The sequence below is a fragment of the Vibrio sp. 10N.222.48.A3 genome (assembly GCF_041475345.1).
Taxonomy (GTDB): Bacteria; Pseudomonadota; Gammaproteobacteria; order Enterobacterales; family Vibrionaceae; genus Vibrio; species Vibrio tasmaniensis_A.
In genome coordinates this window covers 1-653 of the sequence record NZ_JBFRVX010001348.1, presented here as the reverse complement: position 1 = coordinate 653, position 653 = coordinate 1, and the positions used below count along the sequence as shown (strand labels likewise).

At 32.8% G+C, this 653-nt stretch carries 1 protein-coding gene; it reads left to right on the top strand.

Annotated features, from left to right (window positions below):
- Positions 1 to 468: 468 nt before the first annotated feature.
- On the top strand, positions 469 to 653 hold a 185-nt coding region (locus AB4653_RS26250), incomplete at its 3' end, for a hypothetical protein (RefSeq protein ID WP_372105692.1).

Below are 653 nucleotides of genomic sequence, written 5' to 3'. Positions count from 1 at the left end.
TTATATTTGTTATTATTTAAGATTCTAATAAATAAGATGTTAAGTCCTAAATGCCCATTGTTTTAGTCCGATTTGAATGGCTTGGTTGGTGTATGATTTAATTTTTTCTGTGGAGTTTCTGAAGAGTGTTCGTATTTAGGTGTGTTTTCGAAAATTAAATATTATTCATAGGGAAAGAACGTGATTTTTTACGTTGTTTTTTGATTCTTTAACGATGAGCGAGCTGTATTCAGGAATTAGTATTCATTCCTAAACAAAGAACCCCCAGTCATGCTGTTTTAGTTGGTCAACTTTCAAAGACAGCGTGACTTCTTACATTTACAATGAAATTAGGCCATAGATTAAATTCATTGTTATATTTTGATAGTTTCTAACTATCCTATACCACGATTTTGCAGTCACGCTCGCTAGTCCTGTTGTATATAATCTTGAAAATAAAGACAAAACTGACAATCGAAACACAGGGAAATGAAAAAAACATTTGTACTTGCACTCGTTATTTCGACTCAGATCTTAGCGAATGGCTTTCCAGCCAATGATTATGAATGGAAGTTAAATGTTACTGAAGACTGGGCATACATTAAAGCAGACAATGGCTTAACTATGGTTGAAGATTTTGAACAAAAAGCCAACGCTGAATTAGATGAATTAGA